This window comes from Bosea sp. 124 (assembly GCF_003046175.1).
Classification (GTDB): domain Bacteria; phylum Pseudomonadota; class Alphaproteobacteria; order Rhizobiales; family Beijerinckiaceae; genus Allobosea.
Map to the genome: position 1 here is coordinate 476887 of NZ_PZZM01000001.1, position 26042 is coordinate 502928.

26 protein-coding genes and 2 riboswitches are annotated in these 26042 nt (G+C 68.2%); of the genes, 16 read left to right on the forward strand and 10 right to left on the reverse strand.

The features are described 5' to 3' along the window. Window positions 1-158 precede the first annotated feature (158 nt). Both C8D03_RS02275 and ypfJ read left to right on the forward strand, forming a co-directional pair. Window positions 159-1028: a uracil-DNA glycosylase gene (locus C8D03_RS02275; protein ID WP_108044814.1), complete on the forward strand. Its 870-nt coding sequence runs from the start codon at window positions 159-161 to the stop codon at window positions 1026-1028. Window positions 1029-1106: 78 nt separating this feature from the next. After that, entirely contained in the window at window positions 1107-2006 is a 900-nt protein-coding gene (gene ypfJ, locus C8D03_RS02280; protein ID WP_108044815.1) for a KPN_02809 family neutral zinc metallopeptidase, read from the forward strand. A gap of 401 nt (window positions 2007-2407) precedes the next feature. On the opposite strand, the gene C8D03_RS02285 is transcribed toward ypfJ, so the two are convergent. The 3 genes from C8D03_RS02285 to C8D03_RS02295 all read right to left on the reverse strand — a co-directional run bounded on the left by C8D03_RS02285 (window position 2408) and on the right by C8D03_RS02295 (window position 3819). Further along, entirely contained in the window at window positions 2408-2659 is a 252-nt protein-coding gene (locus C8D03_RS02285; RefSeq protein ID WP_108044816.1) for a hypothetical protein, read from the reverse strand. 175 nt (window positions 2660-2834) lie between these two features. Next, complete coding sequence (locus tag C8D03_RS02290) at window positions 2835-3230, reverse strand: (R)-mandelonitrile lyase (protein ID WP_108044817.1); 396 nt, start codon at window positions 3228-3230, stop codon at window positions 2835-2837. Between the two features lie 100 nt (window positions 3231-3330). Next, the gene (locus tag C8D03_RS02295; protein WP_108044818.1) at window positions 3331-3819 is read right to left on the reverse strand and encodes a hypothetical protein; all 489 of its coding nucleotides are present in this window, start codon (window positions 3817-3819) and stop codon (window positions 3331-3333) included. Window positions 3820-4015: 196 nt separating this feature from the next. Here C8D03_RS02295 and C8D03_RS02300 point away from each other — a divergent pair, with 196 nt between their 5' ends. The 4 genes from C8D03_RS02300 to C8D03_RS02315 all read left to right on the forward strand — a co-directional run bounded on the left by C8D03_RS02300 (window position 4016) and on the right by C8D03_RS02315 (window position 8304). Then, complete coding sequence (locus C8D03_RS02300; protein WP_108051104.1) at window positions 4016-5137, forward strand: PA0069 family radical SAM protein; 1122 nt, start codon at window positions 4016-4018, stop codon at window positions 5135-5137. Between the two features lie 135 nt (window positions 5138-5272). Then, entirely contained in the window at window positions 5273-5884 is a 612-nt protein-coding gene (locus tag C8D03_RS02305) for a ribonuclease HII (protein ID WP_108044819.1), read from the forward strand. Window positions 5885-6266: 382 nt separating this feature from the next. Next, the gene (locus C8D03_RS02310) at window positions 6267-7463 is read left to right on the forward strand and encodes a site-specific DNA-methyltransferase (protein ID WP_108044820.1); all 1197 of its coding nucleotides are present in this window, start codon (window positions 6267-6269) and stop codon (window positions 7461-7463) included. A gap of 109 nt (window positions 7464-7572) precedes the next feature. Next, window positions 7573-8304 (forward strand): peptidoglycan-binding protein, encoded by a 732-nt coding sequence (locus C8D03_RS02315; RefSeq protein WP_108044821.1) that lies wholly within the window; start codon window positions 7573-7575, stop codon window positions 8302-8304. Here the strand turns inward: C8D03_RS02315 and mutY are convergent. Together mutY and C8D03_RS02325 are read right to left on the reverse strand one after the other, a co-directional pair. After that, the gene (gene mutY, locus C8D03_RS02320) at window positions 8280-9344 is read right to left on the reverse strand and encodes an A/G-specific adenine glycosylase (RefSeq protein WP_108044822.1); all 1065 of its coding nucleotides are present in this window, start codon (window positions 9342-9344) and stop codon (window positions 8280-8282) included. The two genes, C8D03_RS02315 and mutY, sit on opposite strands and share 25 nt — an antisense overlap. Before the next feature lie 68 nt (window positions 9345-9412). Then, window positions 9413-10075: a TetR/AcrR family transcriptional regulator gene (locus C8D03_RS02325; protein ID WP_108044823.1), complete on the reverse strand. Its 663-nt coding sequence runs from the start codon at window positions 10073-10075 to the stop codon at window positions 9413-9415. 80 nt (window positions 10076-10155) lie between these two features. Between C8D03_RS02325 and C8D03_RS02330 the strand changes: the two genes are divergently transcribed. The 10 genes from C8D03_RS02330 (at window position 10156) to C8D03_RS02375 (ending at window position 19621) form a co-directional block, all read left to right on the forward strand. Continuing rightward, a complete protein-coding gene (locus C8D03_RS02330; RefSeq protein ID WP_108044824.1) occupies window positions 10156-10896 on the forward strand; it encodes an SDR family oxidoreductase in 741 nt (246 codons plus the stop codon). An 83-nt stretch (window positions 10897-10979) separates the two neighbouring features. Continuing rightward, the gene (locus C8D03_RS02335; protein WP_108044825.1) at window positions 10980-11477 is read left to right on the forward strand and encodes a DUF721 domain-containing protein; all 498 of its coding nucleotides are present in this window, start codon (window positions 10980-10982) and stop codon (window positions 11475-11477) included. A gap of 127 nt (window positions 11478-11604) precedes the next feature. Next, a complete protein-coding gene (locus tag C8D03_RS02340) occupies window positions 11605-12225 on the forward strand; it encodes a DsbA family protein (protein ID WP_108044826.1) in 621 nt (206 codons plus the stop codon). A gap of 156 nt (window positions 12226-12381) precedes the next feature. Then, on the forward strand, window positions 12382-15837 hold the full coding sequence (smc, locus tag C8D03_RS02345; RefSeq protein WP_108044827.1) for a chromosome segregation protein SMC: 3456 nt from the start codon (window positions 12382-12384) through the stop codon (window positions 15835-15837). A gap of 222 nt (window positions 15838-16059) precedes the next feature. Further along, on the forward strand, window positions 16060-16410 hold the full coding sequence (locus C8D03_RS02350) for an AtpZ/AtpI family protein (protein ID WP_108044828.1): 351 nt from the start codon (window positions 16060-16062) through the stop codon (window positions 16408-16410). Window positions 16411-16456: 46 nt separating this feature from the next. Continuing rightward, window positions 16457-17221, forward strand: a complete 765-nt coding sequence (locus C8D03_RS02355) for a F0F1 ATP synthase subunit A (RefSeq protein ID WP_108044829.1) — start codon at window positions 16457-16459, stop codon at window positions 17219-17221. A 77-nt stretch (window positions 17222-17298) separates the two neighbouring features. Further along, window positions 17299-17526: a F0F1 ATP synthase subunit C gene (locus C8D03_RS02360; protein WP_043231023.1), complete on the forward strand. Its 228-nt coding sequence runs from the start codon at window positions 17299-17301 to the stop codon at window positions 17524-17526. A gap of 89 nt (window positions 17527-17615) precedes the next feature. Further along, the gene (locus C8D03_RS02365) at window positions 17616-18233 is read left to right on the forward strand and encodes a F0F1 ATP synthase subunit B family protein (RefSeq protein WP_108044830.1); all 618 of its coding nucleotides are present in this window, start codon (window positions 17616-17618) and stop codon (window positions 18231-18233) included. Window positions 18234-18244: 11 nt separating this feature from the next. Beyond that, a complete protein-coding gene (locus C8D03_RS02370) occupies window positions 18245-18721 on the forward strand; it encodes a F0F1 ATP synthase subunit B family protein (RefSeq protein ID WP_108044831.1) in 477 nt (158 codons plus the stop codon). A 93-nt stretch (window positions 18722-18814) separates the two neighbouring features. Next, complete coding sequence (locus tag C8D03_RS02375) at window positions 18815-19621, forward strand: dienelactone hydrolase family protein (RefSeq protein ID WP_108044832.1); 807 nt, start codon at window positions 18815-18817, stop codon at window positions 19619-19621. 6 nt (window positions 19622-19627) lie between these two features. Here C8D03_RS02375 and C8D03_RS02380 read toward each other — a convergent pair whose 3' ends face one another. From C8D03_RS02380 to gcvT, 5 genes are all read right to left on the reverse strand, one after another. After that, complete coding sequence (locus C8D03_RS02380; protein ID WP_181300610.1) at window positions 19628-20899, reverse strand: L,D-transpeptidase family protein; 1272 nt, start codon at window positions 20897-20899, stop codon at window positions 19628-19630. Between the two features lie 137 nt (window positions 20900-21036). Further along, complete coding sequence (gcvPB, locus tag C8D03_RS02385; RefSeq protein WP_108044834.1) at window positions 21037-22611, reverse strand: aminomethyl-transferring glycine dehydrogenase subunit GcvPB; 1575 nt, start codon at window positions 22609-22611, stop codon at window positions 21037-21039. Then, the gene (gene gcvPA, locus C8D03_RS02390; RefSeq protein WP_108044835.1) at window positions 22611-23951 is read right to left on the reverse strand and encodes an aminomethyl-transferring glycine dehydrogenase subunit GcvPA; all 1341 of its coding nucleotides are present in this window, start codon (window positions 23949-23951) and stop codon (window positions 22611-22613) included. The genes gcvPB and gcvPA overlap by 1 nt, the downstream gene beginning before the upstream one ends. Window positions 23952-24115: 164 nt before the next feature. Beyond that, window positions 24116-24490 carry a glycine cleavage system protein GcvH gene (gene gcvH, locus C8D03_RS02395; protein ID WP_108044836.1) on the reverse strand — a complete coding sequence of 125 codons (375 nt, stop codon included), beginning with the start codon at window positions 24488-24490 and terminating at the stop codon, window positions 24116-24118. A gap of 38 nt (window positions 24491-24528) precedes the next feature. Further along, window positions 24529-25707: a glycine cleavage system aminomethyltransferase GcvT gene (gcvT, locus tag C8D03_RS02400; RefSeq protein ID WP_108044837.1), complete on the reverse strand. Its 1179-nt coding sequence runs from the start codon at window positions 25705-25707 to the stop codon at window positions 24529-24531. A 51-nt stretch (window positions 25708-25758) separates the two neighbouring features. Then, a riboswitch (glycine riboswitch) is annotated at window positions 25759-25869 on the reverse strand. Continuing rightward, window positions 25870-25970, reverse strand: a riboswitch (glycine riboswitch). Window positions 25971-26042: the final 72 nt, after the last annotated feature.

The window sequence follows — 26042 nt, forward strand, 5'->3', positions numbered from 1 at the left end:
CGCGGCCTCAAAGCCCAATTAGTTTATATATGAACCATCTTGCCGGCCCGTTCAAGGCGGGCGGGCGACAGTCTGGAACCCCTCTATCCAAGTGCGCGCTGGAATTTGCAACCGCATCGGCTCGCGAAGTCGCCGGCTCCCGTGTTAGACAAGCGGCGATGTCCCTGACCGCCGCGCCCGATCCCGCCGAGCTTGTCGCCTGGTATGCCGATATGGGCATCACCGAGGCGCTGGATGAGGCGCCGCACGACCAATTTTCCGAACCCTCGCATTTCGCGCAACCGCAGCCCGCGAGCGACGCGCCGCGCGCTCGCCCCACGCTGCCGCCGCGCGCCGGGCAGGCTCCTGTCGCGATCATGCGCCCGAATGCCGCGGCCGCAACCGCGCCCGACGACGCCACGCTCAGCGCCAGGGTGCTGGCGCAGGAGGCAACGACGCTCGAGGCTCTGAAGGAGGCGCTGGCAAAATTCGAGGGCTGCGCGCTGAAGGCGACTGCGAAGAACCTCGTCTTCGCCGACGGCAATCCGGCCGGGCGCGTGATGATCGTCGGCGAGGCGCCGGGCGCCGACGAGGACCGCATCGGCCTGCCCTTCGTCGGGCGCTCGGGGCAATTGCTCGACCGGATGCTGGCGGCGATCGGGCTCAGCCGCAAGGACGACGTCTACATCGCCAATCTGCTGCCGTGGCGGCCGCCGGGCAATCGCACGCCGACGCCGCAGGAAGTGGCGATCTGCCTGCCCTTCATCCAGCGCCAGATCCAGCTCGCCGACCCCGACATCCTGATCTGCATCGGCGGGCCTTCGGCGCAGGGGCTGCTCGGCCTCAGCGGCATCCTGGCCTCGCGCGGCAAATGGCTGGAATACGACACCGGCACGCGGCGCATCCGCGCCATGGCGACGCTGCATCCGGCCTATCTGCTGCGCCAGCCGCTGCAGAAGCGCCTTGCCTGGCGCGACATGCGGGCGCTGAAGGCGGCGCTCACTGCGGCGGGGGCCCCGGAACAGACCGCGGCACAGCGGGTTGAATGACGGCTTGAGTTCCGGCCCTCTCTCGCTGAGATTGCCGGCAGGCCTGGAGATTGCCGGCAGGCTTACGGGGACGACGCCATGCAGTGGGAAGATTATCGCCAGTCCGACAATCTCGAGGACCGGCGCGGTGGCGGCGGTGGCGGCGGCGGTGATTTCGCCGGCCTTCCCGGCGGTCGCGGGGGCCTCGGCATCGGCACCATGGTCGTGCTCGGCCTGGTCGGCTGGGCGCTCGGCATCGATCCGCGCCTGCTGATCGGCGGGGCGGAACTGATCGGCGGCATCGGCGGGCGGCAGGCGCCGACGCAGGAAACGCGGAAATCCTCCGGGCCGCCGCAGGACGAGATGGGCCGCTTCGTCTCGGCGGTGCTGGCGCAGAACGAGGATGTCTGGTCGAAGCTCCTTCCGCAGCAGGCCAACATGCGCTACGAGCCGCCGCGGCTCGTGCTGTTCTCGCGCTCCGACCGCTCGGCCTGCGGCACCGCGCAGTCTGCGATGGGGCCGTTCTACTGCCCGCCCGACAAGCGCGTCTATCTCGACCTTTCCTTCTTCCAGGAGATGCAGCGCAAGCTGGGTGGCGGCGGCGACTTCGCCTATGCCTATGTGATCGGCCATGAGGTCGGCCATCACATCCAGAACCTGATCGGCATCCTGCCCAAGGCGAACCAGCTCCGCGAGCGCTCCTCGGAGCGGGAGGCCAATGCGATCTCCGTGCGCATCGAACTGCAGGCCGACTGCTTCGCCGGCGTCTGGGCCCACAATATCCAGGCGATGGGGCGCATCGACCAGGGCGACATCGAGGAGGCGATGAAGACCGCCGCCGCGATCGGCGACGACATGCTGCAGAAGGCCTCGCGCGGACAGGTCGTGCCCGATTCCTTCACCCATGGCTCGTCGGCGCAGCGCCAGCGCTGGTTCAACACCGGGCTGAAAAGCGGCTCGATGCAGAGCTGCGATACGTTCAAGGCGCAGCAGTTGTAAGGGCTGACGGAAGGGCGATTTGGGTGGGAAGCGGAAACGCCTGCGCCCTCATCCAGGCGGAGGTCGCCTCGATCCGATCTGCCCGACGGCAAGGTCAGCCTCCCCCACAGGATCGTTGAACGTCCAGCGCGGGATCGTGCGCATGCGGTCGAGGCCCGCGAAGACGCCCGCAAAGCCACCGTCCGGAGAGACCTCGCGGAGCGCGGCATCGAACGCCTCGCCGAACCCCTTGAAGCCGTCGGCTTCGACCTCGCAGAGATGGATTTGATTCCAGTCGATATCCAGCGCGGGATCACGAAGGCCGAGGGGGTGGTCAAAGGGATTTCCGCTCGCAGCAAATGGGTTTGCGCCGGCTGCTGCCTGACCACGAGTTCGGCGATGGCGCTTTCAGGAATGATATCCTAAAAGTAGCTCAGCTCGAGATGGCTCCACACGGGCGCTTCCGAAGTGCCTTGAAAAACCGATCGGTGCCGATAGAGCGCCTGCCCGAGGCATGTCTCGCCGAATCTGGCCCGGTTGGCGGCGCCGCCCTTCAAGGCCGCTTCCGATCCGGGCCCCTGCACCTGCATGGTTCTGGCAAGCACGACGACGCGCTGGCCAGGCTCAATCCGGGTCAGATGCGGCTCGTCGAAGGGATGGGTGCTTTCGGTCATTTGATGCCCCTCCCGCAACTCACCCCGGCCGAGGTGACGAACAAAGCATCGCCCGACTCCGCGACATGACTCAAGTCAGGGCGGGCCGCCGACAGGCGTGCGGCGGCGGCGTGCTTTCTACGGAGGGGGGTGGCTCCGGCATCGCGAGACCGACCCGCCGCGCCCGCGGCTTCGCTCAGCCGCTGTAATCCGCGTCGCTGACAAGCTCCAGCCAGTCGACGGGCGAGCCGTTCAGCTTTTCCTGAAGCGCGATATGGCTCATGGCCGTGGTCGCGGTGGCGCCATGCCAGTGCTTTTCTCCGGGTGGGAACCAGACGACGTCGCCGGCGCGGACCTCCTCGACGGAGCCCCCCTCGCGCTGCACCCAGCCGCAGCCCGCCGTCACGATCAGGGTCTGGCCGAGCGGGTGGGTGTGCCAGGCGGTTCGCGCGCCGGGTTCGAAGGTGACCAGCGCGGTCGCGATGCGGGCCGGCTCGGGCGGGTTGAACAGCGGGTCGATGCGGACGGCGCCCGTGAAGTACTCTGCCGGTCCCTTGCCGGAAGGCTGCGAGCCGCTGCGCTTGATGTCCATGATCGTTCTCCCGTTCGCACCTATGTTGCACGGGCCGCCGAGGGATTGAAACGCGGCCGTGCCGACGAGGTCAGACAGCTTTGCGGTAAAGCCGCAGCGTTCACCCCCCGGCGCGCTCGCGCCTGACCGTGAGGCGGCGCGGCGCGGCGCCGAGGCGCCCGGCCAGGACATGGCCCTTGGGGACGACCAGGCCCGGACGCAGGCGGCGAGGGCCGAAGGAGATGGCGGCGCGCTCGCGCAGCGAGCCGGCAACGCCGCGCAGCGGGATCAGGGCCGGCGTGTCCGGAGCCATCATGAGATGGCGCTCGACCGCCTGGGCCCAATGGAGCTGCGGGACATCGCCGGATTCGAGCAGGAACAGCCAGTCGCCGCGGGCCTGTGCCGCACCGAGATGCCATCCCTCGGCCCCGCCGCAACGCAGATAACTCGCGCCCGTCGCATCGGCGAGGCGCTCGATATCGGCCCGCCCCACGGCATCGACCACCACGGCATGGCCGAGGAAGCCGTCGGCGACGGCCGGAATCAGGACGGAAAAGGTCGCGGCGAGCGCCTCAGCCGAACCATCGACGCGTATGACCGCAGTGAGCATACGCAATCCCTTATGGCGCAGCGCAGCATGTCGCAATCCTGTCACTTGCAATCCGTTCTCTTTATGTTCACATAAGACAGCAAAGAAATCGCCGATTCCCGGCGATTTTCCGGGATGGTTCAGCGCCATGCGCCAGAGCAGACCCTCATCGCGGACGATTCCGGCCCAGCCGCTGAAACGGCAGGACAGCGCGCCGATGTCGGTTTCGGTGCGTGTCGCGCCGCTCGATCCGCTGGCCCATGCCGGCCATCGCATCGACCCCGAGCGGCGGCGCGGGCGCGGCGCGACGATCAATCCGGGCGGGCGCTACGAGGCCGAGCAGCGCATCAGTGAGGATGACGGCTGGGGTTCGCTCGGCGAGCTGCCAGCCTTCAAGACCGAGGTCACGGTCGAGAAGCCGCGCACGATCATTACGAGAAACGACTCGCCCGATATCTCGTTCGACCGCTCGATCAATCCCTATCGCGGCTGCGAACATGGCTGCGTCTACTGCTTCGCGCGGCCGAGCCATGCCTATCTCGGGCTGTCGCCGGGGCTCGATTTCGAGAGCAAGCTGACGGCCAAGCCCGATGCAGCCCTGCTGCTGGAGAAGGAATTGGCGGCGGCCTCGTACCAGCCGCGCACGATCGCGATCGGCACCAACACCGACGCCTACCAGCCGATCGAGAAGAAGCTCAGGATCATGCGTTCGATCCTGGAGGTGCTGGAGCGCTTCAACCATCCCGTCGGCATCGTGACGAAGTCCGCGCTGGTCCAGCGCGACATCGACATTCTCAGCTCCATGGCGGCCAAGGGGCTGGCCAAGGTCGCGATCTCGGTGACGACGCTCGACCCCAAGGTCTCGCGCGGCATGGAGCCGCGCGCCGCTTCGCCTGCCAAGCGGCTGGAGACGATCAAGGCGTTGTCGGACGCCGGCATCCCGGTGACCGTGCTGGTCGCCCCGATCATCCCGGCGATCAACGAACACGAGATCGAGCGCATCCTCGATGCGGCGAAGGCGGCAGGCGCGCGCGAGGCCGGCTATGTGCTGCTGCGGCTGCCGCTGGAGGTGAAGGACCTCGTGCAGGACTGGCTGCTGACCCACCACCCGGACAAGCTGCGCCATGTCGTCTCGCTGATCCGCTCGACGCGTGGCGGCAAGGATTACGACGCCGCCTGGGGGCAGAGGCAGGTGGGCTCCGGCCCCTATGCCTGGATGATCGGCCGGCGCTTCGAGATGGCGGCGGAGCGGCTCGGCTTCAACGGCGCGCGACTGCGCCTGCGCAACGACCTGTTCCTGAAGCCGGAGAAGGAAAAGGCGCAGTTGAGCTTGTTTTGAGGATGCGAGCCGCGTCGTCCTGCTCGGGCTTGACCCGAGCATCTCCTGCAGGAGATTCCCGTGTCTCCGCTGCGCTGCGCCCGACCGTGACGATCAGCTCTGGTCTCGCAGAGGCCACTCCTTCATAAGCCCGCCATGGTCGCCCATTTCCAGCGTGAGACGCATGCCATCGCGAAGGGGCTCTGGCCGCTCGCCGGGGTCGACGAGGTCGGGCGCGGGCCGCTGGCCGGGCCGGTGGTGGCGGCTGCCGTGATCCTCGATCCGGCCGCGGTTCCCGCCGGGCTCGACGATTCGAAGAACCTCAGCGCGGCCAGGCGCGAGGAGCTCTTCGCCGTCATCGCCGAATCGGCGCTCGCCATCGGCATCGCCAGCGCGACCGCCCTCGAGATCGACGCCATCAACATCCGGCAGGCGACATTGCTGGCGATGCGCCGCGCCGTGGCGGCGCTGCCGCTGCAGCCGGCGGGCGTGCTGGTCGACGGCAACGATCCGCCGGTGCTGGCCTGCCCCTGCGAGGCGATCATCGGCGGCGATGCGCTGGTCGCCTCGATCGCGGCGGCCTCGATCGTTGCCAAGGTGACACGCGACGCGATGATGGCGCGGTTGTGCCAGCGTTATCCCGCCTATGGCTTCTCGGCCCATGCCGGCTATGGCACCGCAAGGCACCGCGCGGCGCTGCTGGCGCACGGCCCCTGCCCCGAGCATCGCTACTCGTTCGCGCCGGTGAAGGGCGTCTGGCGGCGCTGAGGGGTCGTCTCTGCAGGGCCACGATCTGAGCGGGAATGGCGCCGTCATCCTGGACAAGCGGCGAAGCCGCGCCGATCCGGGATCCATCGTAGAGCAAGACCGCCACAGGATTGGCCCTCCGATGGATCCTGGGCGACCTGCGGTCGCCCAGGATGACGATACCCAGGCCAGACCCCAGAGATGCTCGGGTCTTCGCCCGAGCATGACGCTGCGGGACCTCCCGCCATTAACCGGACATTAGGAATTCCCCATATCCGCCAAGGGGCTGGGCAAAAACTGCAGCCCCAAAACGAGACGCATTTTTTTCATCGCGGAAACCCGGCTTTTACCCTGTCCGAGCAATATCGCGACTGTTCAAGTTGCGTAACGGTCTTGGGGCGTCATGGGTATTTTGCGTACCGGGACCACCAGCGCCGCCGTCCGGATTCAAGTTCCGCGTACCGGACGGCCCGCGCTGCAGTCACCGATCAAGTCTGCCCGGATCAAGGCTGCCGGGCTTCCGCCCGAACTCCCGCTCGATCAGGTCATCGTCGGCGACTGCGTCGCTGCGATCGAGCGCCTGCCGGCGGCCAGCGTCGACCTCGTCTTCGCCGACCCTCCCTATAATCTCCAGCTCGGCGGCGATCTGCGCCGGCCCGACGACAGTCTCGTCGATGCCGTCGACGACGATTGGGACAAGTTCTCGTCCTTTTCCGAATACGACGCCTTCACCCGCGCCTGGCTGGCCGCCTGTCGCCGCGTGCTGAAGCCCGACGGCGCGCTCTGGGTCATCGGCAGCTATCACAACATCTTCCGCGTCGGCTCGATCCTGCAGGATCTCGGCTTCTGGATGCTGAACGACATCGTCTGGCGCAAGGCCAACCCGATGCCGAATTTCCGCGGCCGGCGCTTCACCAACGCGCATGAGACGCTGATCTGGGCAGCGCGCGGCGAAGCCTCGAAATACACCTTCCATTACGAGGCGCTGAAGGGCGGCAATGACGACCTGCAGATGCGCTCGGACTGGTACCTGCCGCTGTGCACCGGCGAGGAGCGCCTGAAGGACGGCGCGGGCACCAAGGTGCATCCGACGCAGAAGCCGGAAGCGCTTCTGGCGCGCGTCATGCTCTCGGCCAGCAATCCCGGCGACGTGATCCTCGACCCGTTCTTCGGCACCGGCACGACAGGCGCCGTCGCCAAGGCGCTCGGCCGCCGCTTCATCGGCATCGAGCGCGAGACAATCTATGCCGAGGCGGCCCGCAAGCGCATCGCCGGCATCGAACCCCTGCCGCCCGAGGCCTTCGCGACCGCGCCCTCCAAGCGCAGCGAGCCGCGCGTGCCGTTCCTGAGCCTGGTCGAGGCCGGTCTGGTCAAGGCCGGCGAGGCGGTCACTGACGAGAAGCGGCGCCACAAGGCGATCATCCGCGCCGATGGCACCTTGATGCTGGGACCGGCGGTCGGCTCGATCCACAAGGTCGGGGCGCTGGCGCAGGGCCTGCCGAGTTGCAATGGCTGGACCTTCTGGCATGTCGAGCGCCCGGCCGGCCTGATGCTGCTCGACAATCTGCGGGCTGAGATCAGGGCACAGATGGCCGCCTGAGGCCGTCTTCTCCTTCGTTTGCATGACGGGGCGCCTGCCGAGCTGACCTATCGTCCTCGCCATCGAGACCGGGTTCTTGCCGGACCTCGGCTCTTGCAGGGAGGCGGCGATGGCGGCGATCCTGAAACTCGGCTCGACGGGTCCGGAGGTCAAAACCCTCCAGGACGCCCTGAATGCCAAACAGAAGCCCAAGCCGCCGCTCGTGCCCGACGGCCGTTTCGGCAACCTGACACGCACGGCGGTGAAAGCCTTCCAGAAGGCGAACTGGCTGGTCGAGGATGGCGAGGCCGGGCCCGCGACGAAGGCCTGCCTCTACGACACGGAAGCCTTCGCGCCGATCCTGCACAAGGTGCCCTTCATCGCCCAGCCGACGAACACGACCTGCTGGGCGACATCGACCGCGATGATGAAGAAATCGACGGTGCCGATCATCGTCGCCAGGACGCCGCCGGACATGATCGCCTCCGATGGCGGGCTGCTGAACTCGTCGGAAAGCGACCAGGCGATCGTCACCGGCACACGCTACGGCAAGGTCCACGGCCTGCGCTGCAACGCGCCGCAGTCTTGGTCGGTCGAGACGCTGAAACAGGCGCTGACACGCGGCCCGCTGATGTTCGACATGCTCTGGAATGTCGGCGAATACACCGCCGGTCGCGGCAGCCCGGGCCATATGATCGTCGTGGTTGGCATGCGCGGCGACGGCGAGGCGGACGGGACCGGAACGACACTGCGCATCCACGACCCCTGGCCGCCCAACCGCGGCAAGATCTACTCCAAGGGCTATGCGAAATGGGCCGGCGAGCTGCCCACGATGACCTATCGCGTCTTCGAACTGCTATAGGCGCCGGCCAACTCCAGCACCTTCAGCATTACGCTCGAAAGGGGCTCAGTGCCAAGGCCGGCGGCCGGCGTGAAGCGCATGCCCGGCGGTGCCGCCATGCCGGCCGGGGCCCGCGCCGTGAAAACCGTCAGCTCCAGCGGAAAATGCGTGAAGACATGCCGCACCGGCGGGGCAAGCTCGCGCCAGCGGGTGACCACCGGCGCATCCTGCGCGGCGCCGTCCAGCTCGTAATCGGCGCGCCATTCGCTGGTCGGCACCTCGGCCATGCCGCCGAGCAGGCCTTTCGGCGGGCGGGTGCGCAACAGCAGCGCGCCGTCCTGCCTCGACAGGACGAAGGCCGCGCCATAGCGGGTTGCGCCTGCCTTCTTCGCCGCCTTGCGCGGAAAGCTCTCCTGCGTACCCTCGCTGCGGGCAACACATGGCTCGCGCCAGGGGCATAGCCCGCAGGCCGGATTGCGCGGCGTGCAGAGGGTGGCGCCCAGATCCATCAGGGCCTGGGCGAAATCGCCTGGACGGTCCGGCGGCATCATCTCCATCACGCGCTCGCGGACCAGCGGCCGGGCGCCGGGCAGCAGGTCCTCGATCGCGAAGAGCCGCGTCATAACGCGCTCGACATTGCCATCGACGGCTGCGGCCGGCCGATCGAAGGCAATCGCGGCAACGGCGCCGGCCGTATAGGCGCCGATGCCCGGCAGGGCGCGCAGGCCGTCTTCCGTGTCGGGAAAGCGGCCGCGATGGTCCGCCATCACCGCCATGGCGCAAGCGTGGAGATTGCGGGCGCGCGAGTAGTAGCCGAGCCCGGCCCAGGCCTGCATCACCTCCTCGGAGGGAGCGGCGGCAAGCGCGGCGACAGTCGGAAAGCGTGCCATGAAGCGCTCGTAATAGGGTCTGACCGCAGTAACCGTGGTCTGCTGCAGCATGATCTCGGAGGCCCAGACCCGGTACGGGTCGGCCCGCTCGCCCGGCAAAGCGCGCCAGGGCAGCGCGCGGCGATGGCGGTCGTACCAGGCGAGGAGATCGGCGGCGGCGGGCGAAGTCATGGCGCTGATGTAGCGTCTCCACGGGAGCGGGCAAGCCGGAGGGGCTTGGCCGGCAGGGAGGACGCAGTTCAGGCTCGTGCCGGGTCCGGCCAGGCCCGCATGGCGTGGCGCGCGGCGGCCTCGAGCTCGGCGCGGCTGGCGCCGTCGCGCGCCAGGATCGACATGCCATTCTGCACCGCCACGACAAGACGCGCGAGACCGGGGATATCGCTGTCGGCGGAGAGTTCGCCTTCCGCCACGCCAAGGCCGAGGCGCTCCTCGACCCGCGTCACGGCCAGGGCGCGGGCAGCCCGCACCCGCTCGCCCAGTTCGGCATGGCCCTCGCTGCCGACCGCCGAGAGCGTTACCATGCAGCCAAGCGGATCGTTTTGCCCGCAGGAGCTGGTCAGCGCCGCGGCGGAATCCATCAGCAGCGCCGCGACGGCCTCGCGTGCCGTCGAAGCAGCGCGGAAATTTCCCCAGACGCGCGCCTCATAGCGCTCGCCGTAATGACGCAGCGCCTCGGCATAGAGGCCCTCCTTGGAGCCGAAGGCCGCATAGAGGCTCGGCGAGCCCATGCCCATGGCCTCGGTGAGATCCGAGATAGAGGTCGCGCCATAGCCCTTGCGCCAGAACAGCCGGGTCGCCGTTTCGAGCGCGGCCTCGCGATCAAAGCCGCGCGGACGGCCGCGCGCACGCGCCGCCCCATCCCCCGCCGCGACATCCAGATTATGTCCACCCGATTTCTGCATCGGTCGTTATATAATGCCCTTGACGGCACGAGGCAACGCGCTTAGCTATTTTGTATCGATCAATACAGAAAGATTCGACCATGACTGAACTGACTGGCAAGCGCGCCCTCGTCACCGGCGCGTCGCGCGGCATCGGGGCGGCGATCGCCCTGGCGCTGGCGGAGAAGGGCGCGGATGTCGCCATCACCTATGAGCGCTCGGCAGAGCGCGCGGCGGAGGTGGTGCGCGCCATCGAAGCCAAGGGCCGGCGCGGTTTCGCGATCCAGGCCGACTGCGCCGATGCGGAGGCGGTCAAGCGCTCGGTCGATGAGGCGGCCAAGAGCCTCGGCGGCCTCGACATCCTCGTCAACAATGCCGGCATCGCCCGCGGCGGCCCCGTCGCCGAACAGAGCCTCGCCGATATCGACGCGCTGCTCGCCGTCAACATCCGCTCCGTCGTGCTCGCCTCGCAGGCGGCCATCGCGCATCTGCCCGAGGGCGGCCGCATCGTCTCGATCGGCTCGTGCCTTGCCGAGCGCGTGTCGTTCCCGGGCGTGACGGTCTATTCGATGACGAAATCGGCGCTGCTCGCCTTCACGCGCGGGCTCTCCCGCGAACTCGGGCCGCGCGGCATCACCGTCAATCTGGTGCATCCCGGCCCGACCGACACCGACATGAACCCGGCTGATGGCGAGCAGGCGGACGCCATGCGCGCCCTGACCTCGCTGGGCCATTACGGCAAGGCGGACGATGTCGCGGCTGCCGTCGCGTTCCTCGCGGGGCCAAGCGCGCGGCAGATCACGGGAACAGGCATCGTGGTCGATGGCGGGGTGAACGCCTGACGCACGACGACGATTCGGTCGCCGTCAAAATCCGATCCGGCCGCGAGCTTGCGGGCGGATCGGCGCGGCCCCACAATACCCGCATGGCCGTGAAACCCCTTGCCGACCTGATCGACGATCTGCTGGCGCCCGCCCTCGCGGCGCAGGGCTTTGCCGGCCGCGCCATCGTCTCGCTCTGGCCGGAGATCGTCGGCGAGCGGCTGGCCCTGCGTACGCGGCCGCTCAAGATCGACTGGCCGCGCCGCCGCCCGGCGCCCGGCGAGGCGTCCGAGCCCGCGACCATGGTGGTCAGGGTCGAAAGCGCGTTTGCGCTCGAAATGCAGCAGCTTGCGCCGATCGTGCTGGAGCGGGTCAACACGCATCTCGGCTGGCGGGCCGTCGGCAAGCTCGTGCTGAAGCAGGGGCCGGTAGAGGCAGCCGTACAGAGGCGCCCGCCCGCGCCGCTCGACCCGGCAATCGCCGCGCGCGTCAGCCAGCAGGTCGCGGGAATCGAGGACCCTGCCCTGCGCGCCTCGTTCGAAAGGCTCGGGCGCCATGTCGCGCAGAGCACGAAACACCGGGCTATCGACACGGCTTCGTGAGCGCGCGCCACAAGGCGTGGTGCCGATCTTGCCACAATCGTCGCGGCCTTTATGGTCCCGAAAATCGATTTGGGTTCCGGCACCCGATTTGCGATCTGCACCAATGCGATTTCCAAGGACACGTAAGATGACGAACAGGCGACAGCTTCTGACGGCGACAGTCGGTCTCGCGGCAGCCGCGATGCTGAGCTCGCCCGCCGCCCAGGCCCAGGCCGATCTCGCCACGCCCGGCCCGCTCGGCGATGTCTGGCTCGGCCCGGCCGATGCCAAGGTCACGATCATCGAATACGCCTCGCTGACCTGCGGCCATTGCGCAGCCTTCCACAAGGACACCTGGCCGGCACTGAAGGCGAAATACATCGACACCGGCAAGGTGCGCTTCACGCTGCGCGAATTCCCGCTCGATCCGCTGGCGACGGCGGGCTTCATGCTGGCGCGCTGCAACGGCAACGACAAATATGTCGCGATGACCGACCTGCTGTTCGACCAGCAGCGGGCCTGGGCCTTCACCGACAAGCCGGTCGATGCGCTCTCGGCCATGGTCAAGCAGGCCGGTTTCACACAGGAATCGTTCGAGGCCTGCTTGAAAAGGCAGGATATCTATGACGCCGTCACAGTCGTGAAGGATCGTGGGGCCAAGGCCGGCGTGGATTCGACGCCGACCTTCTTCATCAACGGGCAGAAGCGTTCAGGTGCGCTCTCGATCGCCGAATTCGACAAGATTCTGGAGCCGCTTCTGGCGGGCTGAGGGCGGCTGCCTTCCTCTCTCCAACCTCGCGCTCATCCCGGACAAGCGGCGCAGCCGCGCTGATCCGGGCTTCATGCCTGAACTGTTCCGGAATGGATCCCGGGTCGATCTTCGATCGCCCGGGATGACGGGCGCGCTTGTTGCAAGGATGCGTCCATGCATCTGACGCGCCTCAAGCTCACTGGCTTCAAGACCTTCGTCGAGCCGACGGAGTTCCTGATCGAGCCCGGGCTGACTGGCGTCGTCGGGCCCAATGGCTGCGGCAAGTCCAATCTCGTCGAAGCGCTGCGCTGGGTGATGGGCGAAAGCTCGTTCAAGAACATGCGCGGCTCGGGGATGGACGACGTCATCTTCGCGGGCTCGAACGAGCGCCCCGGCCGCAACATGGCCGAAGTCGCGCTGACGCTCGACAATGCCGACCGCAAGGCGCCGGCGGCCTTCAACGAGACCGATGTGCTCGAAGTCACGCGCCGGATCGAGCGCGAGGAAGGTTCGACCTACCGCGTCAACGGCAAGGAGGTGCGGGCGCGGGACGTGCAGCTCCTCTTCGCCGATGCCGCGACCGGCGCGCGCTCGCCCGCGCTGGTGAGGCAAGGCCAGATCGCCGAGCTCATCTCGGCCAAGCCGCAATCGCGCCGCCGCATCCTGGAAGACGCCGCCGGCATCGCCGGGCTGCACAGCCGCCGCCATGAGGCGGAACTGCGCCTCAAGGGCGCCGAGGAGAACCTGACCCGGCTGGAGGATGTGCTCGGCGAGATCGACGGGCAGATCGACGCGCTGCAGCGCCAGGCCCGGCAAGCCGGACGCTACCGCAGCCTCGCCGCCGATATCCGCCGGGCCGAGGCGACGCTGGCGCTGATCGCGCATCACGAGGCACGGACGCAGGAGGCGCAGGCCGAGCGCGCGCTGGAAGCGGCACTGCGCGGCGTCGCCGACCAGACCGGCATCCAGGCGGAAGCGGCCAAACGGCAGGCGATCGCCGCCCATGAACTGCCGGCCCTGCGCGAGGGCGAGGCCTCCGCCGCCGCCGCGCTGGTGCGGCTCAAGCGCGGGCTCGACGAACTCGAGGCCGAGAACCGGCGTGCCAAGCAGCGGGCCGAGGAACTCGGCCGTCGGCTGGCCGAATTGCAGGGTGATCTCGCCCGGCAGGACAGCGTCGCGCGCGATGCGAGCGAGAGCCTGGCGCGGCTATCGGAGGAGGATGCAGCGCTGGAGCGCGATGGCGCGGACGCGGCCGGAGGCGCCGAGGCGGCCGCCGCCGTGCTGGCGGAGGCCGAAGACGCGCTGGCCAGAGCGGAAGCCGACCACAGCGCCGCGCAAGCCGCCCTGTCCGACCTCGCGGCAAGGCGCGGTGCGCTGGAGCGGGCCTTGCGCGAGACGAAGGAACGCGAATCCCGCGCCTCCGCCGAACGCGAACGCCTGCTGCGCGATCAGGCGGCACTCGATGCCAGCAGCGCGGCCGTGCCGCTGCAGGCCCTGCGCGCTGCGGTTGCCGCCGCGGAGACCGCGATGCGCGACGGCGACGCCGCCGCGGCCGCCACCCGATCTGCCCTGGCCGTGGCGCGCGAGCGCGAGACGCATCTGCGCGCCCCGCTGGCGGAAGCCGACCGCACGGCGCAGCGGCTGGAGACCGAGATCCGGACATTGCAGAAACTGCTCGCCCCGGCGAGCGGCGGGCGCTGGCCGGCGATCCTCGATTCGATCACGGTCGCCAAGGGGTTCGAGGTGGCGCTGGGCGCCGCTCTGGGCGACGATCTCGATGCCGCGACCGATGCCGCCGCGCCGACGCATTGGCGCGACACCGGAGCGGGCGAGACCGATCCGGCCCTGCCCGATGGCAGCGAGGCGCTGGCTGCGCATGTGCGCGGGCCGGCGGCGCTGCGGCGGCGGCTGTCCCAGATCGGCGTGGTCGCGCGTGCGGACGGCCCGCACCTGCGCGAGGCCCTGAAGCCAGGGCAGCGGCTGGTCTCGCGCGAGGGCGACATCTGGCGCTGGGACGGGTTCACCGGCGCGGCCGAGGCTCCCTCCCCCGCGGCACGGCGGCTGGCCGAAAAGAACCGGCTCGGCGATCTCGAGCGCGAGGCGCAGGCTGCGCGCGAAGCCGCCGAGACGGCGCGCGAGGCGCTGGATGCGGCGACGCGAGACGCAAGGACCGCGACACAGGCCGAAGCCACGGCGCTGGAGGCCGCGCGGCTGGCGCGGCGGGCTCTCGATCAGGCGCGCGAACAGCTCGCCGCCGCCGAACGCAAGGCCGGCGAAGCCGCGGCGCGGCGCTCGGCCCTGACGGAAGCGATCGACCGGCTCGGCCAGACCATCGCGGAAGCCGCGGCACAGGCGGCAAGGCAGGAACAGTCGGTCGCCGCGCTGCCACCCTCGGCAGAGCTCGACAGCACGCTGCTGAAAGCGCGCGTCGCGCTCGGCGAACAGCGCATCGCGGCGTCGGACGCCCGCGCCCGGGTGCAGACCCTGTCGCGCGAGGCGGAGCTGCGGATGCGGCGGCGCGCCGCCATCGCAGCCGACGTCAAGGCCTGGCAGGAGCGCGCGGCCGCGAGCGGCCAGACGGCAGCCGAAACCCGGCGCCGGATCGAGACGGTCGCGGCCGAGCGGACCGCGCTTCTGGAGGCACCGGACACCTTCCTGACCGAGCGGCGCCGGCTGGTGGCCGAGATCGAGAGCGCGGAAACGGCACGGCGCGCGGCGGCAGACCGGCTCGCCGTCGGCGAGGCCGCACTCGCCGAGGCCGACTGGCAGGCGCGCAGCGCGCTCGAAGGGCTCGCCGGCGCCCGCGAGATCCGCGCCGCGGCGGAGGCCAGGCTGGAGGCAGCACGCCAGCGCGTCGCGGACGTCGCCCGGCAGATCGAGGATGGGCTGGAGACCGGGCTCGACGGGCTGCACGCCATGGCCGGGCTGAAGGCCGGTGAGACCGCGCCTGATCAGGAGAGCGTCGAACAGCGCCTGGGCGGGCTGAAGGCCGAGCGCGAAAGGCTGGGCGCGGTCAATCTGCGGGCCGAGGACGAGCTGACCGAGGTGAAGGGCAAGCGCGAGGGGCTGACCTCCGAGCGCGACGACCTCAGCGAGGCGATCCGGCGGCTGCGGCAGGCGATCGGCGCGCTCAACCGCGAGGGGCGCGAGCGCCTTCTCGCCGCCTTCGAGATCGTCAACGAGCAGTTCCAGCGCCTGTTCGGCGTGTTGTTTGGGGGTGGCACGGCCGAACTCAAGCTGGTCGATGCCGAGGACCCGCTCGATGCCGGGCTCGAGATCTACGCGCGTCCGCCCGGCAAGAAGCCGCAGGTGATGACGCTACTCTCGGGCGGCGAGCAGGCCCTGACCGCGACCGCGCTGATCTTCGCGGTGTTCCTGACGAATCCCTCGCCGATCTGCGTGCTGGACGAGGTCGACGCCCCGCTCGACGATGCGAATGTCGAGCGCTATTGCGACCTGCTCGACGAGATGGCCCGCACCACCCAGACGCGCTTCATCCTGATAACCCACAACCCGATCACCATGGCACGGATGGACCGGCTTTTCGGGGTCACCATGGCCGAGCGCGGCGTCAGCCAGATGGTCTCGGTCGACCTCGCGACAGCCGAGCGCATCCGCGAGGCGGGTTGAAAAAACGCCACAATCGCCTTCGCAATGCGGCAAGAATGTCGCACTTGGCCTGAATTTATAGATATTCCAATGCGTTAGGTCACATCTGCCTGCCTTGACAGCATCGGGAGCGGGCAATAAAGGAGGCCGTGCTGACGACGGCTCGATGCGCGGGCTCGAACAGGGATCGTGTGGTTTTTTGCATGATCGTGGCCATTTCACGATCAAGCAGGAGCTGCTGCCATGTCCGAACCCGACAAAAACGCTTCAGACTCGGAGTTGCGCGCAAGACTGGGTTCTTTGAAGACCGCCCTCGGGCAGGCTGAAAAGAACGAAAAGCCGGGCGCGAGCCAGGCTGGACCGGACGGGGCCCTCGCAGGCGCCATGTCTTCAGGCTTTCGCGCGGCGACCGATCTTGCAGGCGGCATCATCGCAGGCGCCCTGATCGGGGTCCTCGCAGACCGATGGCTTGGAACGTCTCCGTTCCTGCTGATCGCGTTCCTGGTGATCGGGTCCATCGCTGGGCTGCGGTCCGTCTATCGGCTCGGTTCGCGTCCGACCTCCGGGTCGAAGGACAGCGCACCGAAGGACTGACCGAGGCTGGCGGCCGGATGGCCGCACGACAAGGGGCTGGAGAGACATGGCGGCTGGCGGCGGAATCGATCCGATCCACCAATTCGAGATCAAGCCGATCGTCGGCTTGCGGCCGTTCGGCCTTGACCTGTCCTTCACCAATGCATCGCTGCTGATGGTCATCATCGTGGCGGTGATCTCGATCATCATGATCTATGGCTCGAGCCAGCGTTCGGTCGTTCCGGGCCGGCTGCAGTCGCTCGCCGAGATGATCTACGAATTCGTCGCCTCCACCGTCACCGGCGTGATGGGCAAGGAGGGCATGAAGTTCTTCCCGCTCGTCTTCTCGCTGTTCATGTTCGTGCTGGCGAGCAACATGCTCGGCATGGTGCCCGGTTCCTTCACGGTGACGAGCCACATCATCGTGACGGCGGCCTTCGCCTTCCTGGTGATCGGCACCGTGCTGGTCTACGGCATCGTCAAGCATGGCAGCCATTTCTTCGGCCTGTTCGTGCCGTCAGGCGTGCCCGGCTGGCTCCTGCCCTTCATGGTGGTGATCGAGGCCGTTTCCTTCGTCTCGCGGCCGATCTCGCTCTCGCTTCGCCTGTTCGGCAACATGCTGGCCGGCCATATCGCGCTCAAGGTGTTTGGCGGCTTCGTCGTCGCTCTCCTCGCCGGCGGCAGCCTGTTCGGCTATGCGATCGCACCGCTGCCGCTGCTGCTGGCGGTCGCGCTGACCGCGCTCGAATTCCTCGTCGCCTTCCTGCAGGCCTATGTCTTCGCGATCCTGACCTGCGTCTATCTCAACGACGCCCTGCACCCCGGCCACTGAGCCGGGCAGGGTTCGCGAGAGTTCCCCATCACCCGTTTCCAACCCCGCATCTCACCTTTTCACACTGGAGAAAGACCATGGATCCCGTTGCAGCCAAGTACATCGGCGCTGGCCTCGCCTCGCTCGGCATGGGCCTCGCCGCCATCGGCGTCGGCACCATCTTCGGCAACTTCCTCTCGGGCGCGCTGCGCAACCCCTCGGCGGCCGACGGCCAGTTCCCGCGCGCCTTCATCGGCGCGGCGCTCGCCGAAGGCCTGGGCATCTTCGCCTTCGTCGTGGCGCTCGTCCTGCTCTTCGTGGTCTGACGCGTCCGACCACCGGCTTCCCGTCGCGCCCGAATACCCCTTCGCGGGTTCGGGCGCGGCCTCCATTTCCTTCCGCTGAAAGGCAGCCCATGCCGGTTCGATCTTCACGGTTCGTCAGGCACGGATGGGCCGGCCTCGTCGCCTCGGTGCTGCCCGTCACGCTGCTGACGGGCGCGGCTGCAGCCGCCGCGCCGCATCTGAGCGGCGAGAAGGCCGCCTTCCCTCCCTTCGACGTCGCAACCTTCTCGGGCCAGATCTTCTGGCTCGCCATCACTTTCGGCGCGCTCTACTGGCTGATGTCCAGGATCGCCCTGCCGCGTGTCGGCGCGATCCTCGAAGAGCGGGCCGACACGATCTCGCGCGATCTCGACAATGCCGCCAAGATGCAGGCCAAGGCGGAAGAGACCGCCCAGGCCTATGAGGCGGCCCTGACCGAGGCCCGCAAGAACGCACAGGCCATCGCACAGGCCTCCCGCGATGCCGGCGCCAAGGCGTCGGACCAGCGCCGGCATGCCGTCGAGGCCGAGCTTTCGGCCAAGCTCGCCCAGGCGGAAGCCACGATCGCCACCACCAAGGCCAGCGCCATGACCAATGTCCGCGGTCTCGGCAGCGAGGTCGCGGTCGCGATCGTCGCGAAGCTGACCGGCCAGGCCCCGAGCGCCGCTGAAGCGTCCGAGGCGGTCGATCAGGTTCTGGCCCGCGGCTGAGGAGAAGACAGATGGATACTTTCTGGGTCGGCGTCGCCTTCTTCATCTTCATCGGCATCCTCGCCTATTTCGGCGTGCCGAAGGCCATCGTCGCCGCGCTCGATTCGCGCGGCGAGAAGGTCGCGCAGGAGCTCGCCGAGGCGCGCCGCCTGCGTGCCGAGGCCGAGAAGCTGCTGGCGGAGTTCGAGGCGAAGCGCAAGGCCGCCGAATCCGAGGCTGCCGGCATCGTCGCGGCTGCCAATGACGAGGCCAAGCGGCTCGCCGCCGAGGCGGAAGCCAAGCTGAACGATTTCGTCGCCCGCCGCACCAAATCGGCGGAAGACAAGATCGCGCTGGCCGAGAGCCAGGCAGAGGCCGAGGTTCGCGCCGCCGCCGCCGAGGCAGCGACCCGCGCCGCCGAGGTGATCATCCGCGCCCAGGTCGGCGGCAAGACCGGCGACGCGCTGTTCGCCGCCGGGCTGCAAGAGGTCAAGACCAAGCTGAACTGAGGCCTGCCGCATCGATATGCCTGACGACGCCGCGATCCCCCGGGATCGCGGCGTCGTCGTTTCCGGCACAGCCCAACCGAAACGGATGCTGTCATGCGGTTCCTTCGCGGATTCGTCGCCCTTGCGCTCATCCTCGGCATCGCGACACCGGCTCTGGCGCTCGAACAGATCGCCTTTGTCTCCCGCGACGGGACCATGCTCTCGGGCTGGCTCTCCAGGCCGGCGGGTCCGGGGCCCTTCCCTGCCGTCATCCTCCTGCATGGCTGCGCCGGCCTGTGGAACGGTTCCGGCAAGCTCGCCGCGCGCGAGACCGACTGGACCGCGCGGCTCGTCGACGCGGGATACGCCGTGTTGTTGCCCGACAGCTTTCGCCCTCGCGGTGTCTCAGCCCTCTGTAACGATCGACGTCGCAGCCTGACGCCCGCCGACCGGGCGCAGGACGCGTTCGGCGCCCGCGACTGGCTGGCGCGGCAGGCCTTCGTCGCATCCAGACGCATCGGTCTCATGGGCTGGTCCAACGGCGGATCGACGGCACTGGAGGTCGCGGGAGAGACGGCCGCGGCGGGCGCCGACGGGTTTCGCGCGCTGATCGCATTCTACCCGGGCTGCCGTGTCCTGCTGAAGCGCGGCTGGATTGCGCGGGCCCCGACGACGATCCTGCACGGATTGGCCGATGACTGGACCCCGGCTGCGCCTTGCCAGCAACTCGCCAGCAAGGGCGATGCAAAGTTTGTCGGCTACCCCGACGCCTATCACGACTTCGACCACCCCAGCCTGTCTCTGCGCGAGCGCAAGGCGGCCTATTCGGAACGTGCGGACGGGCTGGTGACGCTCGGCACGCAGGCCGAAGCTCGCGCGCAAGCGATCGCCGCGACAATGGCGATCCTGCAAGGGATGTGACAGGCCTCAGTTCGAGACGGTCAGCGTCTTGGCCGGAATGGCCTCCGTCCTGGCGGGCCGCACAGGCGGAGCAGCCATCGGCTTTGCCTCAAGTCCCGATTGCGCAGCCTTCGGCCTGGCCTTGCGCGCCACGATCGTCGAGGTGACGATGCCCTGCGGCGTGTCGAGACCGTAGATGTCCTCGCGGAAATGGATCAGGCCATCAGCCCCCTGCCAGCCGGTGAGATAGACCCAGGCGACCGGAACGGCCTTCTTCAGCGAGATGTTCTTGCGTTCGCCCTTGGCGATCTCGGCCTCGATCGCCGGCAGGGTCCACTCCGTCCCCTCCAACAGCCAGGCGCCGAGGTCGCGCACGCCCTCGATGCGGGCGCAACCGGAGGAGTTGAAGCGGACATCGTTGCGGAAGAGCGCCTTCTTCGGCGTGTCGTGCAGATAGACGGCTTCCGTGTTCGGCATGTCGATTTTCATCTGGCCGAGTGAATTGTCGGGGCCGGGATCCTGCCGCACGGTGAAATAGGGCGAGGTCAGGCCGGCCCAGTTGACCGTCGCCGGATCGATCTCGCGATTCTCCGCCCCGAGCAGGCGCATATGCGACTTCGTCAGGAAAGCCGGGTCCTTGCGCATATGCGGAATGATGTCTGCCTTGACGATCGAGGTCGGCACCGTCCAGGTCGGGTTGAGGTTGACCGAGGTGATGTTGGCCTGAAGCACCGGCGAGGGCCGGTCTGCCCGGCCGACGATGGCGAGATGGCGGCGCTGGACCTTGCCGTTCTCGACCGCCTCGACGCTGGCGCCAGGGATATTGACCACCACGTAGCGCTCGGCGAAGGAAAAGCCGTTGCCCTTCAGTCGCTCAAGCGTCGCGGTGAGCTGGTTCAGCCGCACCTCGACCGGCGTATTCATCGCCTTCAGCGTAAGGCGGCCCACCGTTCCGAGATCGGACAGGCCGTGGCGGATCTGGAAGCGCTTCACCGCCGCGACGACGGCGGCATCGTAGAGATCGCCTGGCAGCGCGTCCGGCGGCAAGTCGCCGCTGAGCATCAGGCGCTGCTTCAATGCCACGACATCGGGCCCCTGTGCGTCCGGCTTCAGCGCGGTGGCGCTCGCCGGCACCTTCGGCCAGCCGCCGCGACCGGCGATGTCCTCATGCGCGATCAGCGCCTCGAGCGTGCGGTCATAGGTGTTGGGGCCGTAGCTCGGCTCGTTGGCGCGCGCAGTCGCCGCCCCCAGCAACAAGGCGAGAGCAGCGACGGTAGCTTTGACGAAACGCACGGCCATGGACGTAAAATCCCACACTGCGTCAGTGACGCATGACGGAAGCATCCCTCGCACATGGTCAAGGAAGCCTTAAGGCAGCGCGGGGATTTCCGTATCGGAATGTTGCTGGCGGCCTGCGCCGCCAGCAAGATCGCAACTTACTCCGCGGCTTCCGCGACCGGCGCAGGCCTGACCCATTTCAGCACCGGCTGGCGGGCAGCGCGGGTCTCGTCGAGGCGGCGGATCGGAGCGTGATGCGGGGCGGCCGTGAAGCGCTCCTTGTCGTTGCCCTTCGCGGCCATGGCGAGATCACGCAAAGTCGCGATGAAGAGATCGAGCGAGGCCTTCGATTCCGACTCGGTCGGCTCGATCAGCATCGCGCCGTGGACGACAAGCGGGAAATACACCGTCATCGGATGGTAGCCCTCGTCGATCATCGCCTTGGCGAAATCGAGCGTCGAGACGCCCGTGCCCTTGAGCCATTCATCGTCGAACAGCGCCTCGTGCATCGAGGGGTGGTCCGGGAACGGCAGCGACATCAGATCCGACAGGCCGGCGCGGATGTAGTTGGCGTTGAGGACGGCGTCCTCGGAGGCCTGCTTCATGCCGTCGGCGCCGTGGCTCAGCATGTAGGTCAGAGCGCGGACATACATGCCCATCTGGCCGTGGAAGGCGGTCATGCGGCCGAAGGGAGCGTTGCCCTGCGGGGCGTCGGCCGCGTTCTCGACAAGGCGCGGCGTGCCGCCCTCGACATGGATGAACGGCACGGGCGCGAAAGGCGCGAGCCGCTCCGAGAGCACGACGGGACCGGCACCCGGGCCGCCGCCGCCATGGGGCGTCGAGAAGGTCTTGTGCAGGTTGATGTGCATGGCATCGACGCCGAGATCGCCCGGCCGCGCCTTGCCGACGATCGCGTTGAAGTTGGCGCCGTCGCAGTAGAAATAGGCGCCGGCCTCATGCATCGCGGCGGCGATCTCGACAATCTGCGGCTCGAAGATGCCGCAGGTGTTGGGGTTGGTCAGCATGATCGCAGCGATGTCGGGCCCGAGCAGGGCCTTCACATCCTCGACCGCGACGGTGCCGTCCGCACGGGCCGGCACGGAGCGCACCGAAAAGCCGATCAGGGCTGCGGTCGCCGGGTTGGTGCCATGGGCCGATTCGGGAACCAGCACGACGGTGCGGGTGGCGCCCTCGCCCTTGGCGGCGATGGCGGCCTTGATCGCCATCATGCCGCAGGCCTCGCCATGGGCGCCGGCCTTCGGCGACAGCGCCACCGCCGGCATGCCGGTCAGCGTCATCAGGTAATGCGAGAGTTCGAGCATGACCTCGAGCGCGCCCGGCACGGTCGAGACCGGCTGCAGCGGGTGCACGTCGGAGAAGCCCGGCAGGCGCGCCGTCTTCTCGTTGAGGCGAGCATTGTGCTTCATCGTGCAGGAGCCGAGCGGGAAGAGCCCGGTGTCGATGCCGTAGTTCTTCTGGCTCAGGCGGACGTAATGGCGCATCGCCTCGGGCTCGGAGAGGCCGGGCAGGCCGATCTCGCCCTGGCGGGCATGCTGGCCGAGACGCGCCTTGAACGGCGCCGGCTTGTCGATGTCGACGCCCGTGGTCTCGTGATGGCCGATCTCGAAGATCAGCGGCTCGATCTGCTGGAGCGCCTTGTTGCCGGTGAAGGTGGGGTGTTGCTCCTGGGCAGACGCGGTGCCCTGGGTGGGACGTCCCTGACGGTTCAGCATCACAGCACCTCCGCGAGCGCCGCCACGAAGGCCGCCCGATCTTCATCCGTGTTGATTTCGGTCGAGGCAACCAGCAGCAGGTCGTCGAGACCCGCGGTCGGCAGCAGGCGCGAGACCGGGACGCCGCCGAGGATGCCCCTGGCCGCGAGCGCCTCGACGACCTGCGCCGCCGGCTTGCCCAGCTTCACCGTGAACTCGTTGAAGAAGCTCTCGTTCAGCACCGAGACGCCCTTCACGCCCGCGAGCAGATCAGCGAGCTTGACCGCATTGGCGTGGTTGACCTCGGCGAGGCGGGTGAAGCCGGCCTGGCCGAGCAGCGTCATGTGAATGGTGAAGGCGAGCACGCAGAGGCCGGAATTGGTGCAGATGTTCGAGGTCGCCTTGTCGCGGCGGATATGCTGCTCGCGGGTCGAAAGCGTCAGCACGAAGCCGCGCTGCCCATCGGCGTCGACCGTCTCGCCGCAGAGCCGACCTGGCATCTGGCGGATGTATTTCGACTTGGCGGCAAAAAGCCCGACATAGGGGCCGCCAAAATTCAGCGCATTGCCAATCGACTGGCCCTCGCCGACGACGATGTCGGCATCCTGCGCGCCGGGCGGCACGACCGCGCCGAGCGAAACGATTTCGGTGAAGACCGCGATCAGCAGGGCGCCATGGGCATGCGCCTTGTCGGCGATCGGCTTCAGGTCGCGCAGATTGCCGAAGACATCGGGCGACTGCACGACGACGCAAGATGTCGTGTCGTCGATCTGCGAGAGGATGTCCTCATTGGCGGCGACATCGGGCTTGAGCGCGACGATATCGTCATTCGCCATCTCCGACAGCGTCCGGACGACCGCGGTGTAGTGCGGGTGCAGGCCGCCCGACAGCACCGCCTTGCGGCGCCTCGTGACGCGATGCGCCATCAGCACCGCCTCGCCGGTGCCGGTCGAGCCGTCATACATCGAGGCGTTGGCGACCTCCATGCCGGTCAGTGCCGCGACCTGGGTCTGGAACTCGAAGAGATATTGCAGAGTGCCCTGCGCAATCTCGGGCTGGTAGGGCGTATAGCTGGTCAGGAACTCCGAGCGCTGGATCAAGTGGTCCACCGTCGCCGGGACATGGTGCTTGTAGGCGCCCGCCCCGACGAAGAACGGCACCGAGGACGCCGCGACGTTGCGCGCCGACATCCGGGCCATGATGCGCTCGACCTCGAGCTCGCCCTTGGCGCGGGGCAAGTCCAGCGGCGCCTTCAGCAGCTTGCCGTCAGGCACATCGGAGAACAGCGCGTCGACATCGGGCACGCCGATGCGCGCGAGCATGTCCTCGCGGTCGGTGTCGGTCAGGGGGAGATAGCGCATGAGAGCTTTCCGGGACGATGTGAAGTGCTGGCGTCTTGTCGATCTGCAATGTCATCCCGGACGGAGCGAAGCGGGGAGCCGGGATCCATTCCTGAAGCGTTCTGGAATGGATCCCGGATCGGCGCAGCTTTGCCGCTTAGCCGGGGTGACCAAACTGCCGTCGATCAGAGCGTCTTGATGTAGTTCTGGTACTCGGCCTCGCTCATCAGGCCTTCGAGTTCGGCCATGTCCTTGAGCTTGAGCTTCAGGAACCAGCCCTTGCCGGCCGGGTCCTCGTTGACGGCGCCGGGCGCGGCCTCAAGCTCGCCATTGACCGCGACGACCTCGCCGGAGACCGGCGCATAGACCTCGGACGCCGCCTTGACGCTTTCGACCACGGCAGCCTCGCCGCCCTTGGCGACGGCCTTGCCGATCTCCGGGAGCTCTACGAAGACGACGTCGCCGAGCTGGCCCTGGGCGTAGTCGGTGATGCCGACCGTGCCGGTGTCACCCTCGATGCGGATGTATTCGTGGTCCTTGGTGTAGCGGGTCTCGGCCATGGGATCAGTCTCCGGAAAGGACAGCGGTTGTTTGGGGATCAGCGCTTGTAGCCGTTGGGCACGAAGGGCATCGCGGCGACGACGGCCGGCAGCGGCTTGCCGCGCACGATCAGATCGAGCCGGGTGCCGGGCGCGCTGTGGGCCTTGGTGACATAGCCCATGGCGCAGGGCGCGTTCAGCGTCGGGCCGAAGCCGCCGGAGGTGACCTTGCCGACGATCTCGCCCTCGGGCGTGGCGATCTCGGCGCCCTCGCGGGCCGGCGCCCGGCCTTCCGGCAGCAGGCCGATGCGGATGCGGGTGACGCCTTCCGCGAATTCGCGCTGGATGCGCGCAGCGCCCGGGAAGCCGCCTTCCTCGCGCCGGCGCTTCTGGATCGACCAGGTCAGCGCGGCCTCGACCGGAGAGGTCGTGGTGTCGATGTCGTGGCCGTAGAGGCAAAGCCCGGCCTCGAGCCGCAGCGAATCGCGCGCGCCCAGCCCGATCGGCTTGACAGTGGCGTCGAGCAGCAGCGTGTCCCAGATCTCGCCGATCTTCGCCGCCGCGGCGGAAATCTCGTAGCCGTCCTCGCCGGTGTAGCCGGACCGGCTGACATTGGCCTTGATGCCGGCGACCTTCATGCTGCGCGAGGTCATGAAGCCCATCCCGGCGGCTTCGGGCGCGATGGCCGCCAGAGCCGCTTCGGCAGCCGGACCCTGAAGCGCGATCAAGCCGCGGTGCTCGGCCTTGATCAGCTTCACATTGGTGGGCAGTCGCGCCTCGATATGGGCGTAGTCTTCGGTCTTGCAGGCTGCATTGACGACCAGATAGAGCGCGCCGTCCTCATCGGGATCGATCGACCGCGTCACCATCAGATCGTCGAGGATGCCGCCCTCCTCGTTCAGGAGCTGCGAGTAGCGCTGCTTGCCCGGTGCGAGATTGACGATGTCGGCGGGTATCAGGGCTTCGAGCGCACGCGCCGTGGTCTCGTGATCGGGCCCGACCAGAAAGCACTGCCCCATATGCGAGACGTCGAACAGGCCGGCCTTCTCGCGCGTCCAGTTGTGCTCGGTCAGGATGCCGGTCGGATACTGCACCGGCATGTCGTAGCCAGCGAAGGGCACCATGCGGGCGCCGAGCGCGACATGGCGCGAATGCAGCGGAGTCTTGAGAACGATGGCCTCAGGCGCAGCCGGGACGGCGGCAACATTAGCATCGGCAACATCGGCGTCGGTAGCCATGGACGGCCCCTTCCAGAGTCGAGCGCAAGCCCCGGACGGAACTGTCCGGAACGCGCCCCCTCTGTCTTGGAACCTGAGAGATTTCCCCGTGCCGGCATGGTGGCGCCGGACAGGTTACACCCGTCGGTGGGCGGAGTTTCCCCCGCCGCTTTCCAGAGTGCCAGTTCCCACGCGGTCCGTTTGCCTGAGCGTTTCCGGGGCGGTTGCGCCTTCGGCGCCGGGCTCGGACGACGTCCGGACCCGGTCTCTCCCGCGGGGATGTTGCGGCTATTGGCAGAGATACAAGACGCCGCGTCTTAGTCAATCGCGGCGCTGCCTCGTTTGGCGGCAATCAA

Coding starts and splice junctions, on each gene's coding strand:
- C8D03_RS02275 (WP_108044814.1), top strand. CDS start 159: ATGTCCCTGACCGCCGCGCCCGATCCCGCCGAGCTTGTCGCCTGGTAT.
- ypfJ (WP_108044815.1), top strand. CDS start 1,107: ATGCAGTGGGAAGATTATCGCCAGTCCGACAATCTCGAGGACCGGCGC.
- C8D03_RS02285 (WP_108044816.1), bottom strand. CDS start 2,659: ATGACCGAAAGCACCCATCCCTTCGACGAGCCGCATCTGACCCGGATT.
- C8D03_RS02290 (WP_108044817.1), bottom strand. CDS start 3,230: ATGGACATCAAGCGCAGCGGCTCGCAGCCTTCCGGCAAGGGACCGGCA.
- C8D03_RS02295 (WP_108044818.1), bottom strand. CDS start 3,819: ATGCTCACTGCGGTCATACGCGTCGATGGTTCGGCTGAGGCGCTCGCC.
- C8D03_RS02300 (WP_108051104.1), top strand. CDS start 4,016: ATGTCGGTTTCGGTGCGTGTCGCGCCGCTCGATCCGCTGGCCCATGCC.
- C8D03_RS02305 (WP_108044819.1), top strand. CDS start 5,273: ATGGTCGCCCATTTCCAGCGTGAGACGCATGCCATCGCGAAGGGGCTC.
- C8D03_RS02310 (WP_108044820.1), top strand. CDS start 6,267: ATGGGTATTTTGCGTACCGGGACCACCAGCGCCGCCGTCCGGATTCAA.
- C8D03_RS02315 (WP_108044821.1), top strand. CDS start 7,573: ATGGCGGCGATCCTGAAACTCGGCTCGACGGGTCCGGAGGTCAAAACC.
- mutY (WP_108044822.1), bottom strand. CDS start 9,344: ATGACTTCGCCCGCCGCCGCCGATCTCCTCGCCTGGTACGACCGCCAT.
- C8D03_RS02325 (WP_108044823.1), bottom strand. CDS start 10,075: ATGCAGAAATCGGGTGGACATAATCTGGATGTCGCGGCGGGGGATGGG.
- C8D03_RS02330 (WP_108044824.1), top strand. CDS start 10,156: ATGACTGAACTGACTGGCAAGCGCGCCCTCGTCACCGGCGCGTCGCGC.
- C8D03_RS02335 (WP_108044825.1), top strand. CDS start 10,980: ATGGCCGTGAAACCCCTTGCCGACCTGATCGACGATCTGCTGGCGCCC.
- C8D03_RS02340 (WP_108044826.1), top strand. CDS start 11,605: ATGACGAACAGGCGACAGCTTCTGACGGCGACAGTCGGTCTCGCGGCA.
- smc (WP_108044827.1), top strand. CDS start 12,382: ATGCATCTGACGCGCCTCAAGCTCACTGGCTTCAAGACCTTCGTCGAG.
- C8D03_RS02350 (WP_108044828.1), top strand. CDS start 16,060: ATGTCCGAACCCGACAAAAACGCTTCAGACTCGGAGTTGCGCGCAAGA.
- C8D03_RS02355 (WP_108044829.1), top strand. CDS start 16,457: ATGGCGGCTGGCGGCGGAATCGATCCGATCCACCAATTCGAGATCAAG.
- C8D03_RS02360 (WP_043231023.1), top strand. CDS start 17,299: ATGGATCCCGTTGCAGCCAAGTACATCGGCGCTGGCCTCGCCTCGCTC.
- C8D03_RS02365 (WP_108044830.1), top strand. CDS start 17,616: ATGCCGGTTCGATCTTCACGGTTCGTCAGGCACGGATGGGCCGGCCTC.
- C8D03_RS02370 (WP_108044831.1), top strand. CDS start 18,245: ATGGATACTTTCTGGGTCGGCGTCGCCTTCTTCATCTTCATCGGCATC.
- C8D03_RS02375 (WP_108044832.1), top strand. CDS start 18,815: ATGCGGTTCCTTCGCGGATTCGTCGCCCTTGCGCTCATCCTCGGCATC.
- C8D03_RS02380 (WP_181300610.1), bottom strand. CDS start 20,899: ATGGCCGTGCGTTTCGTCAAAGCTACCGTCGCTGCTCTCGCCTTGTTG.
- gcvPB (WP_108044834.1), bottom strand. CDS start 22,611: ATGCTGAACCGTCAGGGACGTCCCACCCAGGGCACCGCGTCTGCCCAG.
- gcvPA (WP_108044835.1), bottom strand. CDS start 23,951: ATGCGCTATCTCCCCCTGACCGACACCGACCGCGAGGACATGCTCGCG.
- gcvH (WP_108044836.1), bottom strand. CDS start 24,490: ATGGCCGAGACCCGCTACACCAAGGACCACGAATACATCCGCATCGAG.
- gcvT (WP_108044837.1), bottom strand. CDS start 25,707: ATGGCTACCGACGCCGATGTTGCCGATGCTAATGTTGCCGCCGTCCCG.